General features: G+C 63.4%; 15 protein-coding genes and 2 pseudogenes. All 17 read right to left on the bottom strand.

Annotated features, from left to right (window positions below; translation table 11 throughout):
- Nucleotides 1-370 precede the first annotated feature (370 nt).
- The 17 genes and pseudogenes from EV641_RS13060 to EV641_RS12990 all read right to left on the bottom strand — a co-directional run bounded on the left by EV641_RS13060 (nucleotide 371) and on the right by EV641_RS12990 (nucleotide 17,470).
- The gene (locus EV641_RS13060; RefSeq protein WP_132472139.1) at nucleotides 371-760 is read right to left on the bottom strand and encodes an IS3 family transposase; all 390 of its coding nucleotides are present in this window, start codon (nucleotides 758-760) and stop codon (nucleotides 371-373) included.
- A 123-nt stretch (nucleotides 761-883) separates the two neighbouring features.
- A complete protein-coding gene (locus tag EV641_RS30145; RefSeq protein WP_277874496.1) occupies nucleotides 884-1,687 on the bottom strand; it encodes a reverse transcriptase domain-containing protein in 804 nt (267 codons plus the stop codon).
- Nucleotides 1,688-1,697: 10 nt separating this feature from the next.
- Entirely contained in the window at nucleotides 1,698-2,150 is a 453-nt protein-coding gene (locus tag EV641_RS30140) for a reverse transcriptase domain-containing protein (protein WP_277874495.1), read from the bottom strand.
- Nucleotides 2,151-2,733: 583 nt separating this feature from the next.
- Nucleotides 2,734-2,994, bottom strand: a pseudogene (locus EV641_RS13050) (transposase); the annotation flags it as partial.
- A gap of 70 nt (nucleotides 2,995-3,064) precedes the next feature.
- Nucleotides 3,065-3,361: pseudogene (locus tag EV641_RS29775) on the bottom strand (IS3 family transposase); the annotation flags it as partial.
- 230 nt (nucleotides 3,362-3,591) lie between these two features.
- Nucleotides 3,592-4,353: an SDR family NAD(P)-dependent oxidoreductase gene (locus EV641_RS13045; RefSeq protein ID WP_132472137.1), complete on the bottom strand. Its 762-nt coding sequence runs from the start codon at nucleotides 4,351-4,353 to the stop codon at nucleotides 3,592-3,594.
- Nucleotides 4,354-4,408: 55 nt separating this feature from the next.
- Complete coding sequence (locus EV641_RS13040; RefSeq protein ID WP_132472187.1) at nucleotides 4,409-5,290, bottom strand: LLM class flavin-dependent oxidoreductase; 882 nt, start codon at nucleotides 5,288-5,290, stop codon at nucleotides 4,409-4,411.
- Between the two features lie 71 nt (nucleotides 5,291-5,361).
- Entirely contained in the window at nucleotides 5,362-5,958 is a 597-nt protein-coding gene (locus EV641_RS13035; protein WP_132472136.1) for a PaaI family thioesterase, read from the bottom strand.
- Nucleotides 5,955-8,375, bottom strand: coding sequence for a CoA transferase (locus EV641_RS13030; RefSeq protein ID WP_158289165.1), 2,421 nt, complete (start codon nucleotides 8,373-8,375; stop codon nucleotides 5,955-5,957). The genes EV641_RS13035 and EV641_RS13030 overlap by 4 nt, the downstream gene beginning before the upstream one ends.
- A complete protein-coding gene (locus tag EV641_RS13025) occupies nucleotides 8,372-9,451 on the bottom strand; it encodes an acyl-CoA dehydrogenase family protein (RefSeq protein WP_132472134.1) in 1,080 nt (359 codons plus the stop codon). Before EV641_RS13025 ends, EV641_RS13030 begins: the two co-directional genes overlap by 4 nt.
- A gap of 46 nt (nucleotides 9,452-9,497) precedes the next feature.
- Nucleotides 9,498-10,682 carry an acyl-CoA dehydrogenase family protein gene (locus EV641_RS13020; protein ID WP_132472133.1) on the bottom strand — a complete coding sequence of 395 codons (1,185 nt, stop codon included), beginning with the start codon at nucleotides 10,680-10,682 and terminating at the stop codon, nucleotides 9,498-9,500.
- A gap of 18 nt (nucleotides 10,683-10,700) precedes the next feature.
- Nucleotides 10,701-11,618, bottom strand: coding sequence for an LLM class F420-dependent oxidoreductase (locus EV641_RS13015; protein ID WP_132472132.1), 918 nt, complete (start codon nucleotides 11,616-11,618; stop codon nucleotides 10,701-10,703).
- A 16-nt stretch (nucleotides 11,619-11,634) separates the two neighbouring features.
- Nucleotides 11,635-12,750 carry an acyl-CoA dehydrogenase family protein gene (locus EV641_RS13010; RefSeq protein WP_132472186.1) on the bottom strand — a complete coding sequence of 372 codons (1,116 nt, stop codon included), beginning with the start codon at nucleotides 12,748-12,750 and terminating at the stop codon, nucleotides 11,635-11,637.
- A 70-nt stretch (nucleotides 12,751-12,820) separates the two neighbouring features.
- Complete coding sequence (locus tag EV641_RS13005; RefSeq protein WP_132472131.1) at nucleotides 12,821-13,405, bottom strand: flavin reductase family protein; 585 nt, start codon at nucleotides 13,403-13,405, stop codon at nucleotides 12,821-12,823.
- Between the two features lie 78 nt (nucleotides 13,406-13,483).
- Nucleotides 13,484-14,572, bottom strand: a complete 1,089-nt coding sequence (locus tag EV641_RS13000; RefSeq protein WP_132472130.1) for a 2-oxoacid:ferredoxin oxidoreductase subunit beta — start codon at nucleotides 14,570-14,572, stop codon at nucleotides 13,484-13,486.
- A 26-nt stretch (nucleotides 14,573-14,598) separates the two neighbouring features.
- Nucleotides 14,599-16,545 (bottom strand): 2-oxoacid:acceptor oxidoreductase subunit alpha, encoded by a 1,947-nt coding sequence (locus EV641_RS12995; RefSeq protein ID WP_132472129.1) that lies wholly within the window; start codon nucleotides 16,543-16,545, stop codon nucleotides 14,599-14,601.
- Between the two features lie 4 nt (nucleotides 16,546-16,549).
- Nucleotides 16,550-17,470 carry an alpha/beta hydrolase gene (locus tag EV641_RS12990; protein WP_132472128.1) on the bottom strand — a complete coding sequence of 307 codons (921 nt, stop codon included), beginning with the start codon at nucleotides 17,468-17,470 and terminating at the stop codon, nucleotides 16,550-16,552.
- Nucleotides 17,471-17,550: the final 80 nt, after the last annotated feature.

The following is a 17,550-nucleotide window of genomic DNA, read 5'->3' as shown; positions in this document are numbered from 1 at the left end:
GGTGTAACGCTGTCGTCGATGGTGGTCAAGCATTTCCGGCGTCGGCGTGTCGATCTGTGGGTAACGATCTGGTGGATTAGCCGGTCAACAGGCACACCCCGGTCCGGCCCATCGACCGCAGCAGACCGTGCCGATCGCAGACCCGGGCCATCACCGCGGCGGTGTACTGAGAACCTCTGTCCGAGTGCATAATTGTGCCCGCCACCCGACCGCGTCGTGTCCTGACGGCCATCTCGACCGCCGCGGTCACCAACTCGGTGCGCATATGATCGGCGACCGCCCACCCCAACGCCCGTTTGGAGTGCTCGTCTTTGATCACGCACAGGTACATGTCACCTTCACCGCAGGTCAGGTAGGTGATATCGGATGTCTACACCGCATCGGTGCGGCCCTGATCGAAGATCCGTTGGACCAGATCCGGCGGGAACGTCGCGAACGGGTCGACGATCGTGGTCGGCGGCGCGAAAGTGCGCGGGCTGATCCCGACCAGACCGCGCTGCGCCATCACTTTCGCGACGGTTTTCGTGCTCACACGCTCGCCCCGTGCACGCAGTTCGGCAGTGATCCGCGGTGATCCGTATACCCCGTGGGAGTCCTTGTGGATCGACTCGATTCGCACCGCCAACTCTTCTCGACGTTGCCGTGCAGGATTCAATTGCGTTGCTGTCATCGATTTTACGTGCTTGTAGTATCCCGAGACCGAGACACCCATCAGGGATGCCATCCGGGTGATCGCTGTGCCGGCGCACTCCGCGGCCATCAACGCATACTTCTCTACCGTTGATGGTGAGCGGCGAAGTACGCCGAGGGTCGAGTGGCCCGGGGGAATCGCACCCCCGGGCTCTCACAGAACCGTGCGTGACAGTCTCCCGTCACACGGCTCCTACCATCCAGTCGCCATGAAACCACGGGTATACCCCCAGTGAGCAAACAATCGAGGATGACGCTCCCCCACCGCTTTCCACCAGGAATTGACCTTCTTGAACCCGTGTAACCGCCGATACTTCTTACGAGCCCACCGCACCAAGTAGGTGTTGATGCGTTTGCACAGCGCATACAGTTTCATCCGGTAGAACCGGCCGTAATACTGCAACCAGCCCCGCACGATGGGATTGATCCATCGCACGATCCGGCCCAGAGTCCAGTCCGTGTGTCGGTGCAGGCGCCATCTGCGGACCTCCCGGTTGATGCGCTTCTCCGCATCGCGGCTGATGGCAGGCAGAAACGAGGTGAACAACTCCCCGCGTTTGTTGCGCGCCGACCGCATCCGGAATTCGTAGCCGAGAAACGTGAACGAGGTGTGCTCGTAGTCGAGCGTCCGCCTGTTCTCGTCCCGGCAGTAGACGATTTTCGTCTTGTCCGGATGCAGCTCCAACCCCACCTCGGCGAAACGCTCCCCGATCGCGGTCCTGATCATGACCGCCTGCCGCTCACTGACACAATGGATCACCGCGTCATCCACATACCGTTCGAATCCGATGTCCGGGAACTTCCGGGCCATCCACATATCGAACGCGTAGTGCATGAACAGGTTCGCCAAAATCGGCGAGACCGCGGACCCCTGCGGCGTCCCCCGATCCCGCTCCTCGAGCGTCCCGTCCGGACGTTGCAGCGGAGCCGACAGCCACCGCCGCACATACAACACCACCCACTCCTGGTCGGTGTTCGCCCGGACCGCTGTGATCATCAGTTCGTGATCAACGGTGTCGAAGAAACTTGCGGGTGTCCAGATCGAGCACCCACTCTTTCTCGAAACACCGCGTACGACATGCCGCAACCGCATCCAACGCCGACCGCTTCGGGCGATATCCGTACGAGTCCGGATGGAACAGCGGCTCCACCCGATCCTCCAACTCCATGGCCACCACCGTCTGCGCGACCCTGTCCGCGACCGTCGGCACACCCAACACTCGAACACCGCCACCGGCCTTCGGGATCTCCACCGCCCGAACAGGCGGCGGAAAATATGTCCCCGACGACATCCGATTCCACACCTTGTAGAGGTTGTCCTTCAGGTCGGCTTCGAGCTCCTCGACGGATTGCCCATCGACCCCGGCGGCACCCTTGTTGGCCTTGACCCTACGATACGCCTCTGCCACGGCCCATTTCGATATCTCGAACGGTTTTCCCAGCGATTTCGATTGCTTCATCCAGCTCCTCCCGGTCACTGCCGGTTGACTGCTTCACCAACCCGGATGGTCCGGCCCCTTCGCTCCACACCCGTTACAGGTGCTTCACCACTACTACGAACCGGTCCGCCGGCACACCCCGCCTCGGTACTCAGCGGCTCACAGTTTCTGCTGCTCGCCGCGCTCCCTCTCGCCTCGCCGAAGCGAGCGCAGTATCGGGGCGTGCCTTCCCACGTTCCGCGGGAACGCCGCAGATCAGGATCACGTCGCCTCCATGCCGGACACCACCTGGCCAGAAGTCGGGACACCCGCCAGATTCATCCCGGCGCCAAAAAGAAGCTCCGGTTTCGATGTCGTCTCATCCATTTCGACACGTCGTCAGCGATTCACTCGCGTTCGTCTTCCTGATCCCCGCCTGACGCTTCTACCAGCGCCTTTTCCTCATCGCTCACCACGACGGTCTTCAGCCAACGCAGCATGAGGTGGTTTGAAGCCTCCCACCCGACTGGCGACTCCGAAGGGCCACAACTCCTTCATCATTCACGCAACACCACGATCGTCCGCATGTCCTACGTCATGCGACCTCCCATGTTCGTGGCACACCTTTTTTCAAGAAGGCTGCCTCGGCCCGCAGTTCCCGATTCTCGCGTTCGAGCTGCGCCAGACGAGCACGCTCGGTCAGCGTCAGTTCGCTCGCCGGGCCGCCGCCGTGTGTCTCACGATACTTGCTAAGCCACCGCCGCAGACTGTCGTCGCCGACCCCGTACGCCTTGGCGACTTCACTGACCGGTTTCGACGAGTCGATCACCTCGCGGCACAGTTCGTCCTTGAACTCTGCCGAGAAGGATCGCCGTGATCTGCTCATGCTGGTCGGACTCATTTCAGTAGGCCCCTGTTCTAAGCGGGTCCACCGTCCGAAATCCCTGGGCCGATCAGAGTTTGCGGGCACCGTAGACACGCTTGTTGGTGACGAACACCGTGTGGACGGCGTTCGCGGCGTAGGAATCGGCCAGTTGCGCTACGGAGATGCGTCCGCGCGCCTTGGCCTGTAGTAGGTGGACGGGGCGATGCTGATGCCGTGTTCGGTGAGCACGGCACAGATCGGGTCGACGCCGAAACGAGAACGGTGAGCTTCAATGTAGTCGACGATCACCGCAGTCGGCGGTTAACTTCCGTCGCGCGAAAACCGCGCTCTCGGTCTTCAATATTTCGTGGACCCTGCGTATTGCGGATACACCGATCCTGCTCCGACCTTCGTCGACATGCATGTCGAGTCTACTGTCGAGAACCGGTCCCGGATGCGGCCCGTGGAACCCCTACTTCGCGGACTACCAAATGGAATTGGGACCGATCACCACCTACTGGTCCGATGGCACCGTAACGGGATATTCCGGGTGCGACGGGTGTGGATCAGGTCGGCTAGGGTGTGTCCGAATTCATTGAGTCCGCCCGCAGTTTCGATTTACCGCATCATCAAGGTACCGCCATCGACGGGGAACACCTGGCCCGTCATGAACCGGGCTCCTGGGCTCGATAGGAAGGCAAGTACCGGGACGAAGTCCTTCTCGACGTCACCGAGCTTTCCTCCAAGCGGTACCGCGGTGGCCATGTGGGCGTCGTGGGCTGCCACCTGCTCCGATGTCATCGCTGCGCGGGTCTTGTCGTACATGGGGGTCCAGATGGCAGGGGCAATAGCGTTGACCGTGATGCCGTACTTGCCCCACTCCTGAGCCGCAGTGCGGGTCCAGGCGACTACTGCACCCTTGCTCGCCGAGTATGCAGCCTTGTTCTTCAAACCCTGGACGCCCGCGGCGGATGCAAAGTTGATTACCTGCCCGCCATTGTCCTTCAGGTGGCGAAAGGCCGCCTGATTCGTAAGAAACGTGCCCGTCGCATTGATGCTCATGACCCGATTCCACGTGTCGAGGGGAATGTCCTCGGCCGCTCCTCCCGGAGCGATACCCGCAGCGTGAATCAGCACATCGAGGCCGCCCAGGATCTCAACCGCTCGAGTGAGAGCTGCCTCGACCGAGCCCTGGTCCGCAACATCGCATTGCACGAACCCCGCCTTGCTCGCCTCAGCGATCTCACGCCCTTCCCGTTCGGAGACGTCGAGCGACACGACGTCGGCGCCGAGACCGGGGAGTCCCCGGACGAGCCCCTCACCCATCCCGCTCGCGCCTCCGGTGACGATGATGCGCCTATCCTTCAAAGTTTCCGACATTCGAGTCTCCTGATTTCGGGGGCGGCAGGGAAGAACCCTCACCGGCCAAGGCGATTCACGACAACTTTGTGATCACGTCGCGACCGAACCGTTCGAGAGTCTCCGGTGCGGCGAAGTCGTGGAACCGGAGAACGAACAGTTCCACACCGCGCTGACGTTCCTCGTTCAACTGGTCGATCAGCATATCCGCTGTTCCTACAAGTGGTGCACCCCAACTCTGGTCAGGCATCCGACGTGCCGTCGCGGCCGCCACGTCCGGAATCTGCTCCCTACTCTGCGCGAACCCCACTGCGTACTGCGCAGAGATCCGTGCCTGCCCGCGCAGTGGCGCCAACTCGTCGATCCGGTGCCGGGCACTCCCCAGACAGTTCCACCAGTCGGCGTGTTCCGCCACAAGCGGCATCGTCAGTTGCTTCCCACCACCGCCGATATGGATCGGAATGCGGCTTTGCACTGGGGCCGGTAATCCGTACGCGCCACGAAGCCGAAAATGGCGGCCGTCGTAGTCGAACGGTTCCCCGTTGCACATCTTCCGGAAGATCTCGATGGTCTCCCCCAAGGCCTCCGCGCGTTCACGACCTGATCCCACCGGGATGCCGAACATGTCGAATTCCGCCTCGACCGACCCCCACCCGAGTCCCAGGTCGAGTCGCCCTCCACTGATGTTGTCGACAGTTGCCGCCATCTTCGACAGCAGTGCAGGATGACGAAGCGGGTTGCAGCCCACAAGATGACCGAGTCGGATCGTGGAGGTGGCACCGGCGAGCATGGTCAGCAATGTCCAGCTTTCGAGGCTGTCCGTAGGCCTTCCTCCGGGCGAGTAGAGATGATCCATAAGCCAGAAGGAATCGAATCCGGCGTGTTCGGCAGCAACTGCACGAGCCCGCATGCCACTGACATCGATCCGGAACTGGGGTACGAAGACGCCGAATTGCATTGACACCACAGGCTCTCCTTTTCTCGTCGCGTTCTGAAGACCGACATCCGCAAGTCGTGCGGCGGAATGGGTTACGGCTGACCTGGAAGCAATCGGACGAACAGAGCTTCGGCATCGGCCGTCACATCGGGGCCGTGGTACAAGCGGCCGGATACCCAGGTCTTGCGGCCCTCTATCCGATCGATTGTCCCTTCCACCAGCAGTGGCCTGTAGACAGGGGTGATCTTGCGGTAGTTGACCTTCAGAAAGGCTGTGCGCGAGTGTGGTTGCCCCTTCTCGCTAACGAACATACCGAGAAAGTCATCGAACAGCAGCGGTATCATACCGCCGTGAACCGCACCGTTGCCTCCGAGGTGTACGTCGCTGAACTCGACGGTAGCGCGGAAGGTGTGCTCGTCGAGGTATTCGACATCGAACGGCACCAGGGTGGGATGGCCACGCGAGCTCATCCCTATCCGACGAGACGCACGATCATCCTCCACCAGCTGCCGGGAGGACTCGAGTCGATCCGCGGCATCACGGAACTCGCGCTGCAGCGTCGCCATCAATTCCCGGTCCGGGGCCGCGGCGCACAGGGCAGCATGCATCCGACGGAACTCGGCGACGAGGGTTTCGAATTCGTTCCCGCCCTTGCTGACCGCAGCATCCGTCCCGACCTGTCCGGTCATCGCTTCTCCGCCGATCCGGAAGGGGACAGTTGCAGTTCCGTGGGCACGGTTCCGATGATTCCGTTCTGCTCGAGTGCTGCCAGTTCGTCGTCGTCGAGTCCGAGTTCACCGCCGAGAATTTCCCGATTGTGCCGCCCGAGCGTGGGCGTACCGCTGCGGTGGAAGCGCTCGGGTCCGACGGAGAATCTCATGGGCCAGCCCTGGTACCAGTCGGGGCCGGCGTCATCGTGGTCGAAGGTTTCGTAGTACTTCCGATGCGACAGTTGGGGGTCCTGCAGATAATCACTGCTGCCGGCGACCTTGGCTGCGGGAACGCCGTTGTTCGACAGAAGTTTCGTCAGGTAGGCCACTTCATGCAGCGATGTGGTGTCGGCCAACAGAGCGTCGAGCCGATCATGTGCTGCATGACGGCCTTCCGGTGTGGCGAAGTCCGGATCCCCGAAGCGGTCCGGGCCGAGCGCCTCGAGCAGTGCGTTCCACTCTGCGTTGTCGCGCACCGATAGGGCGATCCAGCCGTCGGTTGTGGGGTACACGCCCTGCGGCGCAGCCGAGACGCTCCGATTTCCGACGCGATGCCGAATCTCCCCTGTCATCGAATGGTGAATGACCGGTTCCGGGCACGCAGTTGCTCCGACCTCGATCTGGCATACCTCGACCAATTGTCCACCGCCACCTCGACGCCGATGTTCCAGGGCGGCGAGCGTCGCGACCACGCCGTGCATCGCGACGAGCGGGTCCGTATAACCGCCGGGAGTCTGCGGTTTCCCGTCAGGAGGACCACTGACATACGACTGCCCGGATACCTGTTCGAACGCGTTGCCCCAGCCGACGTAGTCGCGCCAGGGTCCTTCGAGGCCGTACCCCGGCATGCGAACCATGACGATGTTCGGGTTGATGTCGCGAACGCGGTCCCAGCCGAAGCCGAGTGTCTCGATCACGCGCGCCGAATAGTTCTCCAGGAGGACGTCCGCGGAGGCGAGGAGTTGCTCGAGCAGTTCCCGACCCTCGTCACGGGTGAGGTCCAGTGTGAGTGACCGTTTGTTGAGGTTGACCGCTCGGAAGCGACCGAACTCGTACCATCGGGGGCCGAGCGCGGGCCCGGACATGTTGAATCGGAAACCGTCCGGCCGCTGCAGGGATTCGATCTTGACGACATCGGCGCCCATTGCACCGAGGTACGTGCCACACGCGCCGCCGGCCCAGAATGTGCCCAGGTCCAGGACCCGCAGTCCTGCCAGCGGGCGCTGTGGATCGGCACCCGGTGTGACTGCGGGCGGCAGGCGACGTGGCCAGGGCGCCACGAGCACCTCGTCGGTGTGCTCCCCCAGTCGCGGCGCGGGCCGGTGCCACTGTGCGGGGCTGCCGGACAGTCGCCACGGAAAAGATGGGTGAAGGAATTCCCCGTTCCGGGAGGCGGCACGGGTGAAGAACCCGCGTTCGGTCCACTGCGCGCTTCGCACGATGGATGCACCGTCGTGCACCGGGACAGCCGGGATACGCAAGGCCTGGCACAGTTCGACGACGTCCTCGGCGCGCTGGTCCGCAAGCCAGGCATCGACACGGGCTTCGAAGTCCGCGCGGTCCGGCCCACCGGTACGCAGTTCGTCCTGCTTGTCGGCGTATTCCTCCGCGCCGACGAGGAGGCACACGTCGCGCCACTGCTGTCCGGTGAGGACGTTGATGCCGACCCAGCCGTCGGCGCACGGTTTGACCCCGAGGAGCACATGGCCGGGACTGTTGGGGCCTCGGCCCATCCTCGCCAGAACTCCGTTGGTGAGCACCGGAAACGACGTGGCCGAGTGCGCACATTCGAGCAGCGAGGTGTCCACATCGCTTCCGCGGCCGGTGCTCCGGGCAGTCTCGACCGCGGTGAGGATCCCCACTGCCAAATAGGTGCCCGCAATGAAGTCCAGGTAGGCGCCACCGACTTTGGTAGGTGCCGAGGAGTACCCTCCGCGGGCGGCGACCCAGCCCGCACGAGCCTGCAGCGTCAGGTCTGTTGCAGGTAGGTGCGCGTCGGGACCGTCCTGGCCGAAGTTCGACAGACGCGCAATCACCAGACCGGGATTGTTCTTGCGCAGCAGTTCCGGCGCTAGTCCTCGGACCTCGAGTCCACCCGGTCCGAAGTTCTCCACCAGGATGTCGGCGCCTGCGACGAGGTTCCCGATCCGCTCGGTCTCGGACGGGTCGACCACGATCCCGCGTTTGTTCGCCGAGACGTATCCGAACAGGCCGCCATCGACGTGTTTCGGGTCGGTGGGAGCGAAGGGGCCCTCCCTCCGCAGGGGATCCCCCTCGGGGCCTTCGACCTTGACGACATCGGCTCCCAGATCGGCGAGCAGTCGCGCCGCGAAGGGCGCGGCAATGCCGGTGGCAAGTTCGACGACACGCAGACCATCGAGCGCTCCGACGCTCACGACGCTGAACCGAGCAACTCGCCGAGTCGGCCCAGATGCCATTGAGCAGAACCGAGTCGAAGTTCGGTGTTCTTGGCCCACAACAGATACCGGTGGACCGGGTAGTCCAGAGCAACCCCGATTCCGCCGTGCAGTCGCTGCGCAGTACCGGTGACGCGGGCAGAGCCCTCCGACGCCCAGAACTTCGCGATGGAAATCTCTCGCTCGGCCGACAATCCACGGTCGAGTCGCCACAGAGCTTGCAGCGTCGTCACCCGGATCGCCTCCGTGTCGATGAACGCCTCACCCGCATGGACCTTGACCGCTTGGAACGTCGCGATCACACGCCCGAACTGCTCGCGCTCGTTCGTGTAGTTCGCGGTCAGATGAAGCGCGCCCTCACACACACCGAGCAACATGGCCGAGGATCCCGCGACAATACGTTGCCACACCCACTGCAACGCAAAATGGTCCCGATCGGCGTCGACGACAACGTCGTCGGATGCCACCGCGACCCCGGTGAGGGTTACCGTGGCTGCGGGCTCTCCGTTGGTGGTGTCCTGCGCGGTCGTCTCTACGCCGTCGGCCCGCGGATCGACAAGCACCAGGACCGGGCCGTCTGCCGTGTCCGCAGCAAAGAGGATCCGGTCGGCCTGCTCCGCCCACGGGACGGACGACAGCACACCGTTGAGAGTCCAGCCCTCGCCATCGCGGCTCGCGGCGGGGCGAGCAGTGCGCTCCGCGGCGTCGATCCCGACGGTCAGTATCCGCGAGCCGTCTACCACGCCGGGCAACCACGCGCGGCGTTGCGCCTCGGAGCCGAAGCGGTCGATCGCAAGCGCTGCGACAGTGGAGAACAACACGGGTACCCGGGCGAGTCCTCGACCGCATTCGGTGAGGACGCATCCGAATTCGACGAGACCCAGACCGCTACCTCCCACGTCCTCGGGCAGTGCGATACCCAGCAAGCTCGCGCTGGCGAGCGCGGACCACAGCTCTGTGTCCGGCCATTTCGGGGCAGTCGAATCTCGCGATGCAACCACTGTGGCGGTCAGTTCCCGCACCGCCACCTGTTCCTCGGTGGGATCGAAATCCATGCTCAGTCCTCGTCTTCCGATGTGATCGATCGTCGGCGGCGAGCGCTCACCGCTTCGCGCGCACCATTCCCAGCGCCGATGTCGCGATCATCTCCAGCAGCATGTCGTTGTTACCGCCACCGAAGGTGCCCACGACCGCGCCGCGATACGCAGTCTCGACCCGCCCGTGCAGCACAGCGCCCGGAGAGCCGTTCCGCAGGGATCCTGCGTGGCCCAGTACCTCGAGCAGATCGGCCGTGGCCTCGATGAGCATTTCGGTGCCGTACACCTTCGACACTGCTGCATCATGTGCGGTGAGCGCACCGCCGCCGTTGGCCAAAGCGACCATGCGCCAGTTGAACAGTTTCATCGCCTCGAGCCTCGCATCGACCCGCGCGAGCGTGTGGCGTACCCACGGCGTGTCGATCAACCGACCGCCATCGCTCGTCTCGGCAGCGGCGGCCCACTCCCGGCCTTCCTCGGCGAGGCCGAGGATCCAGCCGCGCGACGCCGCCAGTGCGACGCGCTCGTGGTTGAGCTGCGTCGTGATGAGCCGCCAGCCGTCGTTCTCGTCTCCGACCCGGTTGGCCACCGGTACCCGTAGGTTCGAGTAGTACGTCGATGTCGTCGCGCGTACGCCGTCCTCGGCGATGGTCGGAAGCGGCGTGACCTCGAACCCGGGGCTGTCTGTGGGCACGATGAATATCGACAGGCCCTTGTGTTTGGGTGCGGCAGGGTCGGTGCGTGCGGCAAGCCAGATGTAGTCGGATACCGCGCCACCGGTCGTGAAGATCTTGTTGCCATCGATGACATAGTCGTCGCCGTCGCGCACGGCCCGGGTCTGCAGCGACGCGAGGTCCGTGCCGGATCCGGGTTCGGTGTACCCGACAGCGAAATCGATCTCACCGCTGAGTATCGACGGTAGGTAGCGTTGCTTCTGCTCCTCGGTACCGTATGTCATCAGTGTGGGGCCGACGGTGTTCAGCGCAAGCATCGGAATTGGGACGCCGGCGCGCTTGGCTTCGTCGAAGAACACGAACTGCTCGAGTTCGGAACGGCCTTGGCCGCCGTACTCGACCGGCCAGCCGATCCCGAGCCAGCCGTCACGGCCGAGTGTTGCGGAGATTTCCTTCAGACGATCTCGGCCGAATATTTCCTTGCTCGAGCGTTCTTCTGCGGTCACCAGACCCGCAAAATAGGCACGAAGTTCGTCCCGGAGGGCGAGCATGCTGTCGGTAAAGGCGATGTGCATCGGACCTCATTTCCCTCACTAGCGGCGGATCAGCGTGTCACTCATCAACTCGATATCGCGCACGAAATCGTCATAGCTGCGGCTGGTCGGCTCGATCGTGATCCAGGTGACGCCGGAGCCGGCGTACTCGTCGAGTCGCGGTGCCAGTGCGGCGCAGAACGCCGAGGTTCCTTCGGTACGCAGCAAATCCTTCTCGAACGGCACGAAGCTCACGTCGATGTCCGACTTGCCCAGTTCGGCGCGGCGCTTGTTCTGCTCGGTGATCAGGGAATGGAGCGTGTCGATACTCTCGAGAGCCGGCGTGCGGGTGATTTCGGCCGTACGCGCGTTCTGCGCCATCGGCATCCATCCGTCCCCGGACTCAACGGCCCGGCGCTGCGCCGCCTTGCTGTTGCCCCCGATCCAGATGGGTGGGCCGCCTTCCTGAGTTGGCAAGGGAAGCGAAACATGGTTTTTCACAACGAATTCCGAACCTTCGTGATCGAGGCCCGCCCATGTCGCCCGCATCGCGGCGATAGCCTCGTCCAGCAGCTTGCCACGTCGCGAAAAGTCCGCTCCGAGCGCGTCGAACTCCGACTTCAGATATCCGGCGGCCATACCGAGGGTCAGGCGACCACCGGACAGGACGTCGAGGCTCGACGCCGATTTTGCGCCCAGGTACGGACTGCGGTACCCGGCGACCATGACGTAGGTGATGAGACGGATCCGCTTGGTGGCCTCCGCGGCCATGCTCAGCGATACGAAGGGATCGAAGGCGTGATGCCCTCCGTTTGCCAGCCAGTCCTTGTCCGGGTACGGATGCTCGCTCATCGAGAACCCGTCGAAGCCGGCATCCTCGATGAGCCTGGCCGCCTTTCCGAGACTGCCGTCTCCGATCCATTGCGGATAGCGCTTCACCGCGCGCATCGGGAACATCAGATTGAACTTCAGCAGCATGGCTTGCCCCTCTCCGTCAGCGCAGCAACTCGCGGGCGATCACGACACGCTGTACTTCTGTGGCGCCTTCGCCAAGACGCTTGACGCGTAGGTCGCGGTACCAGCGCTCGAGCGGCAGCTCGTCGGACAAGCCGAGTGCACCGTGGATCTGAATGCACCGGTCGAGGATCTTGAATGCCGCTTCGGTGCCATACATTTTCGACACCGAGGCATCGACCTTGACGTCCTTGCCGAGGTCGGCGTTCCACGCGGCCTGGTACATCAACAGCCGTGCCGCGCGCAGTTCCACCTCGCACTCGACGAGCATCCATTGGATGCCCTGCTTGTCGGACAGCTTGCCTCCGAACACGTCGCGGTCCTTCGCCCACCGACATGCCATGTCGAGCGCTTCCTGCGCAATGCCGATCGGCCCGGCTGCGTACATGATCCGGCCGTAGATGAGGAAATCACTTGCGAGCGCGAAGCCCTTTCCTTCCTCGCCGATCAGATTGCCGACAGGGATCCGCGCGTTGTCGAAGTGCACCTCGAACGGAGCAAAGGACGCCATGACGTTGATGCGATGGAACGAGACCCCGGGTGTGCCCTTTTCGACGATGAAACACGAGATCCCGCCGCGTCCTTCGCCGGTGCGTGCGTACACCACGCCCCAGTCTGCATTCTCCGCGTGACTCGTCCACATCTTGCTTCCGTTGAGTACGTAGTGGTCGCCGTCGCGGACAGCCTTGAGCTGGATGGCGCGGGCGGGATCGGAGCCGCCGGACGCCTCGCTGATCGAGGTGTAGGCCTTGGTTGCCGTGCCGTCGATGATCGGCTGCGCAAACTTCGCGAACTGTTCGGGTGGCGCCTTGAACATCACGTTGGGTGGGTTGCCACCGAAAGCACCGAGAGCCGGAAAGAATGCTCCCATACGGCATTTGGCTGCTTCTTCAGCGACAACGACCTGCCCGAGGACGCTCAGTCCTGCGCCGCCGTACTCGGCCGGGGTTTGCATGGCCCACAGGCCGAGTTTGCGTGCCTTCTCCTGAAGCACCAGCAACTGTTCGCGCGGCAAACCGGCGGCGTCGTGCGGAAGGGTGTCTTCGAGCGGGTGAACCTCGGTCGCCATGAACCGGCGCACGGTGTCCCGCAGCATGCGGAACTCCTCGGGTAGTTCCCAGGCGCCGGTGATCGAAGTGTCTTCGACGGTGGTCACGAGACTCCTTCTAGACGGTCGTGCCGAAACGGCGGGCGCGTGCGTTTTCGAGCTGAGGGACGTGGTTCGCGTCGTACTGTTCGATCCAGTCCTGCGGGAGCTTGCCCCACGCGTCGCCGATTCGCAGACGTCCACCGTCGTTGAGGATCTCGGCGCCGACCACGTCGCCCACGAAGATCGTGCTCTCCTGCACGTCGAGCGACGCGGAGACGCGCGCCTCGACGTAACTGTGGGCATCGAGAAGGATGGGCGCTCCGGTGACACCTGTCTTGGTACGCAGTTTCGAGATCTTCTCGCCGTCGCGGCCCGAGCTGCCACCCAGCGTCATGAGGATCTCGAGCGACTTGTCGACCTGGTCATCTTCGGAGCTGAGCATGTGCATCACGAAGATCCCGGACTCGAGCACCATGTCGTGGGTCTTATTGTACTTGGTGAGGCTGATGGTGGCGCGCGGGGCCTCGGGGATGATGCTGGCCGATCCGGCGGACAGCGACATGAGACCGTTCGCGAACCCACCGTTGATGGTGGTGATGGCAACCGGGAACGGGCGCAGGCCTGCGAGGGCGCGGTTCGCGGCGTCGGTGTCGAGGGTCATGGATCTCTCATTTCGTCGAATCGGATGTGACCTGGAGCTGCAGCCGGGTGGCGGCAGTGGATCTCGAAAGCAATTGGTCTAGAGGACGGTCCAGGTGTTGTTGCCGTCGAGAACCTGCTGCAGGTCTGCCGGCGTGGTTTCCTTGGCGCGGACGACCTGCTCGCGGGCGCCATCGTCGTAGGTGGGGCGCGCGACCCGACGCACGATTCCGGTCACGGTGTAGTTGAGGCCCTGGTCCGACAACCGCGACAGTGCGTAGGCGTATTCGGGGTCGTCGGTGTGCGCATCGTGGACAACGATGTGGCCCGGATCGACGTCGCTCGTACGAGCGACACTCAATCCGAAACCTTTGCGCACCAGACATAGTTCGCCGTCGGCACCGAACACGATCGGCTCACCGTGCCGCACATGGATCAGTCGCGACTCGGCACCTTCCTTGCGGAGAACGTCGAACGATCCGTCGTTGAAGATCGGGCAGTCCTGCAGGATCTCGACGAATGCCGAACCCCGGTGCTGGGCGGCTGCCAGCAGAACCTCTGTCAGTCCGGCACGATCGGAATCAAGCGCACGTCCCACGAAGGTCGCCTCCGCACCGATCGCCAATGACATCGTGTTGAACGGCGCATCGATCGAACCCATGGGTGTCGACTTGGTGATCTTGCCGACCTCCGAAGTCGGCGAATATTGCCCTTTTGTCAGTCCGTAGATCCGATTGTTGAACATAAGGATTCGCATGTTCACGTTGCGGCGTAGTGCATGGATGAGATGGTTACCGCCGATGGACAGCGAGTCGCCATCACCGGTGACGACCCACACCGACAGGTCCGGACGGGTGACGGACAGGCCGGTCGCGATGGTCGGTGCACGACCATGGATCGAATGCACCCCGTAGGTCTCGAGGTAATACGGGAACCGCGACGAGCAGCCGATACCCGACACGAATACGATATTCTCGCGCTTCAGCCCCAGTTGCGGCAGCATACTGCGGACCGTTGCAAGGATGACGTAGTCGCCACATCCGGGGCACCACCGCACTTCCTGCGAGGACATGAAGTCCTTCGCCTTCTGCGGTACGTCGGTGCGCGGTATGTCGGCGAGGGCGCTGAGGCCCAGGTCGATGCCGACGCGGGCGCTCGAATCGATTCCGTTCGAGATGACACTGGTCATGGTGTTCTCCAAATCGGTGCGCACTGTCATCGGGTGACAACAGCGGCAACGGCGGCGGGTGTCTTCGCGGCTTCGGTGGCAGCAAGGGTTCCGGCGAACTCCCCGAGAAGTGCCTCGTGCAGTTCATCCGCGAGAAAGGCCATTCCGGACACCTTGGTCACGGGTTGGATGTCGGCGTCGAAGCGAGCCTTCAACAGCATCGACAACTGGCCGAGGTTCATCTCCGGCACCACCACTCGCCGGTATCGTCCGAGGACCTCACCGAGGTTGGCGGGCATCGGGTTCAGGTGCCGCAGGTGTGCACGAGCGATCGTGTGCCCGGAGTGTCGCATCCGACGCACAGCTTCGCCGATCGGCCCGAAGGATGATCCCCACCCCAGTACCAGGATGTCGGCATCGCCATCCGGATCGTCGACGACCAGATCCGGCACCTCGACGCGGGCAATCCGTGCATGGCGCACCCGAGTCATCAGCTCGTGGTTGTCGTGGGTGTAGGAAATGTCGCCGGTACCGTTGGCCTTCTCGAGTCCGCCGATGCGGTGTTCGAGTCCCGCGGTGCCGGGTACAGCCCAATCTCGTGCAAGGGTCTCGGGATCGCGAGCATACGGCAGATACGCGTCGGCCTGATCCGCATCATGCGGCGCCGTGGCGAGGTCGGATTCGATGGCGGGCAGTGAACCGACGTCCGGGATGGACCACGGTTCCGAACCGTTGGCGATCGCACCATCGGACAACAACATCACCGGTGTGCGGTAGGTGACGGCGATCCGGGCGGCTTCCAACGCGGCGTCGAAACAATCGGCGGGTGACTGCGGCGCGACGATCGCGACCGGAGATTCTCCGTTGCGTCCGAACATTGCCTGCAACAGGTCGGCCTGCTCCGTCTTGGTGGGTAGACCGGTGGACGGGCCGCCGCGCTGGACATCGACGACGATGAGTGGGAGTTCGGTCATCACCGCGAGACCGATCGCCTCGGACTTGAGCGCGACACCTGGCCCGGACGTACTGGTCACTCCCAGGGCGCCACCGTAGGACGCGCCGATCGCCGCACCTATGCCGGCGATCTCGTCCTCCGCCTGGAATGTCACCACACCGAACTGCTTCAGCTTGCTCAACTCGTGGAGGATGTCCGAAGCCGGGGTGATCGGATAGGTCCCGAGGAACACATCCATACCTGCCGACTGCCCCGCCGCGACCAGGCCGTAGGCAAGGGCTGTGTTGCCGGTGATCTGGCGGTAGGTCCCGGCGGGGAGTTTCGCCGGGGCAACCTCGTAGGTCGTGGCGAACGACTCGGTGGTCTCGCCGTAGTTCCACCCGGCTTTCAGCGCGAGCATGTTCGCTTTCGCGATGTCCGGCTTCTTCGCGAACTTCTGTTCGAGAAACTCCTCGATCGCAGCCAACGGACGACCGTACATCCAGGACAGGACGCCGAGGGCGAACATGTTCTTGGACCGCTCGGCATCCTTCTTACCGATACCGACGGATTCGACCGCACCGATCGTCAGCGTCGCCATCGGAATGGCATGTACCTGGTACTCCTCGAAAGCCTCGGATTCGAGTGGATTACTGTCGTAACCCACCTTCACCAGGTTGCGTTTGGTGAAATCGTCGGTGTTGACGATCAGCGTTCCGCCGCGAGGAAGATCGGCGATGTTCGCCTTCAACGCAGCAGGATTCATCGCGACCAGCACATCCGGCCGATCGCCCGCGGTAAGAATGTCGTATTCGGCGATCTGGATCTGGAAGCTCGACACACCGTGCAGAGTCCCCTGGGGTGCCCGGATCTCGGCAGGAAAATTCGGCTGAGTTGCCAGGTCATTACCGAATGCGGCTGCCTCAGCTGTGAATTGGTCACCGGCGAGCTGCATGCCGTCGCCGGAGTCACCCGCAATGCGGATCACCACCTGCTCAAGCTTGGTCGCCCCTCCGGACGACCGCTGCTCCGAATCCGGAGCTATTGTCTCGGAACTCATCGTCTTATCCCGTTCCCTTCGGAAAAACACTGTGTCCTGCCGCAGCTCGCGTCAGGAAGTCGCCGAGACCGGCGGTGAACATGTCGTTGTCGTCTCCGGTGACCATGTGCCCGGCTTCACGCACATCGATCACCTCCAGATGTGAAATCAGGCCGCGCATCTCGTCTACTCCGGCCGCGGACACCACATCCGACGCCTGCCCGCGAACAAGTAGCACAGGGCGAGTGATCCTCTGCGAAGCCTCCGAGGCCCGCTGCCGGATCTCCTCACTGACAGGCGCGTCCGGATCCGTCGAGTCTTGCGGGGCGAGCATGGCCGGATCCCAGTGCCAGTACCAGCGGCCGTCACGCAGGCGCAGATTCTTCCGGAGGCCGTCCGCGTTGCCCGCGCGCGGCGTCCCTGGCTTGTAGGCCGAGACCGCCTCTGCGGCTTCTTCGAGGGACGCGAATCCGACCGGTGCGCTTTTCATGAACTCTCGCACCCTGCGACCGCCACCCATCTCTACCGTGACGGCGATGTCGACCAGGACGAGGATGTCGGCAAGATCAGGGTCCTCCCCGAGACCGATCAGCGCGACCTTGCCTCCGAGTGAGGCCCCGACGATGGCAACAGGAAGTCCCGGATTGGAATTTCTGACGGTGCGAACAATTTCCTGGAGATCTGCCAGGTGCGCGGAGACGCCGTAACTTCCGTCGGCCGCCCACTCACTGTCGCCATGGCCGCGCAAATCGACCGTATAGGCCACCCACCCGGCCGGCGCGAGTCGCGCGGCCGTGCGACGCCAGGAATGCCTGGTCTGCGCCACGCCATGCAGGAAAAGCACAACACCGTGCACCTGAGCCTCATGCACCTCGGCGGTCCATAGATCACCGACAAGGTCGACTCCCGCACCGCGGAACGTTGTACGACTCGGTGTCGCCTGCATTCGCTGCACCTCCCTCGCCGAAACGCTCGACCCTCCAAGTAGTCAGGCGCCCCAGCCGAGGATCTCGTCACCCGTCCGGG

The organism is Rhodococcus sp. SMB37, assembly GCF_004345605.1.
GTDB lineage: Bacteria > Actinomycetota > Actinomycetes > Mycobacteriales > Mycobacteriaceae > Rhodococcus.
Note: the sequence above shows the minus strand (reverse complement) of the source record. Positions and strands in the feature narration are given on the sequence as shown.

Excerpts from the sequence above, each read along its gene's own strand:
- EV641_RS13060 (WP_132472139.1), bottom strand. The coding sequence starts at position 760 with ATGGCCGCGGAGTGCGCCGGCACAGCGATCACCCGGATGGCATCCCTG.
- EV641_RS30145 (WP_277874496.1), bottom strand. The coding sequence starts at position 1,687 with ATGATCACAGCGGTCCGGGCGAACACCGACCAGGAGTGGGTGGTGTTG.
- EV641_RS30140 (WP_277874495.1), bottom strand. The coding sequence starts at position 2,150 with ATGAAGCAATCGAAATCGCTGGGAAAACCGTTCGAGATATCGAAATGG.
- EV641_RS13045 (WP_132472137.1), bottom strand. The coding sequence starts at position 4,353 with ATGTCGGAAACTTTGAAGGATAGGCGCATCATCGTCACCGGAGGCGCG.
- EV641_RS13040 (WP_132472187.1), bottom strand. The coding sequence starts at position 5,290 with ATGCAATTCGGCGTCTTCGTACCCCAGTTCCGGATCGATGTCAGTGGC.
- EV641_RS13035 (WP_132472136.1), bottom strand. The coding sequence starts at position 5,958 with ATGACCGGACAGGTCGGGACGGATGCTGCGGTCAGCAAGGGCGGGAAC.
- EV641_RS13025 (WP_132472134.1), bottom strand. The coding sequence starts at position 9,451 with ATGGATTTCGATCCCACCGAGGAACAGGTGGCGGTGCGGGAACTGACC.
- EV641_RS13020 (WP_132472133.1), bottom strand. The coding sequence starts at position 10,682 with ATGCACATCGCCTTTACCGACAGCATGCTCGCCCTCCGGGACGAACTT.
- EV641_RS13015 (WP_132472132.1), bottom strand. The coding sequence starts at position 11,618 with ATGCTGCTGAAGTTCAATCTGATGTTCCCGATGCGCGCGGTGAAGCGC.
- EV641_RS13010 (WP_132472186.1), bottom strand. The coding sequence starts at position 12,750 with ATGCTGCGGGACACCGTGCGCCGGTTCATGGCGACCGAGGTTCACCCG.
- EV641_RS13005 (WP_132472131.1), bottom strand. The coding sequence starts at position 13,405 with ATGACCCTCGACACCGACGCCGCGAACCGCGCCCTCGCAGGCCTGCGC.
- EV641_RS13000 (WP_132472130.1), bottom strand. The coding sequence starts at position 14,572 with ATGACCAGTGTCATCTCGAACGGAATCGATTCGAGCGCCCGCGTCGGC.
- EV641_RS12995 (WP_132472129.1), bottom strand. The coding sequence starts at position 16,545 with ATGAGTTCCGAGACAATAGCTCCGGATTCGGAGCAGCGGTCGTCCGGA.
- EV641_RS12990 (WP_132472128.1), bottom strand. The coding sequence starts at position 17,470 with ATGCAGGCGACACCGAGTCGTACAACGTTCCGCGGTGCGGGAGTCGAC.